Genomic DNA, 2782 nt, shown 5'->3' with positions numbered 1-2782 from the left:
GTTCGCGGCTGGTGGTGGCGGCGCCCGGCGATCATCGCGATCCGGCCAAGCTGATCCAGCTGATTAACACCGAACAGATCAGCACCTTGCACTTCGTACCGTCGATGTTGCAGGCGTTCCTGCAGGATTCGACCGTGTCCACCTGCCAGAGCCTGCAACGCATCGTGTGCAGCGGCGAAGCCCTGCCGGTGGACGCCCAGCAGCAAGTCTTCGCCAAGCTGCCCCGGGCCGGGCTCTACAACCTCTACGGCCCGACCGAAGCCGCCATCGACGTGACCCACTGGACCTGCACCGACGAAGGCCGCGACGCCGTGCCGATTGGCCGGCCGATTGCCAACCTGGGTTGCTACATCCTCGACAGCAATTTCGAACCGGTGGCGGTTGGCGTCCTTGGCGAGTTGTACCTGGGGGGTGTTGGCCTGGCCCGTGGTTATCACCGCCGCCCGGCGCTGACCGCCGAACGGTTTATCGCCCATCCGTTCGTTGCCGGTGAGCGGCTGTACCGCACCGGCGACCTGGCGCGCCACCGTGAAGACGGCGTGATCGAGTACGCCGGGCGCATCGACCATCAGGTCAAGCTGCGCGGTTTGCGCATCGAGTTGGGCGAGATCGAAGCGCGCCTGCTGGAACATGCCTGGGTGCGTGAAACCGCCGTGCTGGCGGTGGAAGGCAAGTACCTGGTGGGTTATCTGGTCCTGCAAGACGCCGCCGACGATTGGCGCGACGTGCTCAGCGCGCACCTGGCGCGGCACCTGCCGGACTACATGGTCCCGGCGCAGTGGATGCTGCTGGAGCAAATGCCCCTGAGCCCCAACGGCAAGCTGGACCGCAAGGCCCTGCCCAAGGTCGACGCCAACCAGCAAGCCCGTGAGTACCGTGCCCCGCATACCGAACTGGAACAGCAGATCGCCGCGATCTGGGCCGAGGTACTGGACGTGGAGCGTGTCGGCCTCAACGACAACTTCTTCGAACTCGGCGGGCATTCCCTGCTGGCGACCCAGGTGGTGGTACGCCTGCGCGAGCAGTTGCACGCCGAATTCGATGTCAAATCGATTTTCACCGCGCCGACCCTGGGGGATTTCAGCGCCGTGGTTGCGTCGCAGCAGACAAATAATTCGCCCGTGCAGGATGCATTGGCTAAATCCTTGGAGGCCCTCAAACGTCTATCAGCAGAAGATCTGGATAAATTGATTTCCTGAGGGGCGTGGCGTGCAAGCATTAATCGAGTCGGTGGGTTCACTTTCTGCGCAGCAAAAGAAAGCGTTGGCGGTAATGCTCAAGCAACAAGGCATCAACCTGTTTGAGATTGCCCCGGTTTTCAAGCGCCAGGAGGGTGAGTCGCTACGACTCTCATATGCGCAGGAACGCCAGTGGTTCCTGTGGCAATTGGAGCGTGACAGCGCGGCGTACCACTTGCCCCGGGCCTTGCGCCTCAAAGGCCGCCTCGACCGGGCGGCCTTGCAGCGCAGCTTCGACACGCTGATTGCCCGCCACGAAAGCCTGCGTACCCACCTGCATCAGGACGTCGACCAGGTGCTGCAAGTGGTCGCGCCCGAGTTGCCGCTTGAGATCGCCTGCGAGACGGCTGGCGCTGCTGATCTGGAGGCGCGGGTGCAAGCTGAGGTCGCCCAGCCTTTCGACTTGCAACAAGGCCCGCTGCTGCGGGTCAAGTTGCTGCAACTGGCGCCGGACGAGCACGTGCTGGTGCTGGTGTTGCACCACATCGTTTCCGATGGCTGGTCCATGCAGGTGATGGTTGATGAGCTGGTGCGTTTGTACGTGGCCTACAGCCAGGGCCAGGACTTGCGCCTGCCGGAGTTGCCGATTCAATACCCGGACTACGCCCTGTGGCAGCGCAGTTGGATGGAGGCGGGTGAAAAAGAGCGGCAGCTGGGGTATTGGTGCGAGCAATTGGGTGGCGAGCAACCGGTGCTGCAATTGCCGTTGGATTATCCACGCCCGGCGGTGCAGAGCTATCGCGGGGCACGCCTGGAAGTGGGGCTGGATGCGGCGCTGGTCACCGGCCTCAAGGCGTTGGCCCAGCGCGAGGGCGTGACCCTGTTCATGCTGTTGCTGGCCTCGTTCCAGACCTTGTTGTATCGCTACAGCGGGCAGTCGGATATTCGTGTCGGTGTGCCGGTGGCCAACCGCAATCGCGCAGAAACCGAGGGATTGATCGGCTTCTTCGTCAATACCCAGGTGCTCAAGGCCGACGTCGACGGGCACATGACCTTCAGCCGGTTGTTGGCCCAGGTCAAACAGCGCGCTCTCGAAGCCCAGAGTCATCAGGACTTGCCGTTTGAACAACTGGTGGAAGCGTTGCAGCCGGAGCGCAGCCTGAGCCACAACCCGTTGTTCCAGGTAATGTTCAACCATCAGGCCGAAGGCCGCCGCGTGCGTGGCGAGCAGCAATTGCCCGGCCTGAGCGTGGAAGCGCTGGAGTGGGACAGCCAGAGCGCACAGTTTGACCTGAGCCTGGACACCCAGGAATCGCCCGAGGGCATCTGGGCCTCGCTGACCTACGCCACCGATCTGTTTGACGCCGCCACCGTGCAGCGCATGGCCGAGCATTGGCAAACCTTGCTGCGCGCCGTGGTTGGGCGCGCCAGTACACGCGTCGCGCAGCTCGGCCTGCTGGTGGATGCCGAGCAGCGTCAGCTTTTACAGGGCTGGAACCGCAGCGGGGCGGCCTTTGCGGATGTCGCAGGGGTTCACGGCCTGTTTGCTGCCCAGGCACAGCAACGCCCCGACGCGATTGCCCTGTGCCTTGGCGAGCAGTCGA

General features: G+C 63.5%; 2 protein-coding genes. Both read left to right on the top strand.

All coding sequences use genetic code 11. The annotated features are described in order from the left end of the window. Positions 1-1199: AMP-binding protein (locus tag NUV89_RS29035; RefSeq protein ID WP_257784023.1), on the top strand; the 1199-nt coding region annotated here is incomplete at its 5' end. A 10-nt stretch (positions 1200-1209) separates the two neighbouring features. Further along, positions 1210-2782, top strand: a 1573-nt coding sequence (locus tag NUV89_RS29030; protein ID WP_257784022.1) for a condensation domain-containing protein, incomplete at its 3' end; no start/stop codon positions are given.

It is taken from the genome of Pseudomonas sp. 18.1.10 (genome assembly GCF_024655625.1).
Taxonomy (GTDB): domain Bacteria; phylum Pseudomonadota; class Gammaproteobacteria; order Pseudomonadales; family Pseudomonadaceae; genus Aquipseudomonas.
Note: the sequence above shows the minus strand (reverse complement) of the source record. Positions and strands in the feature narration are given on the sequence as shown.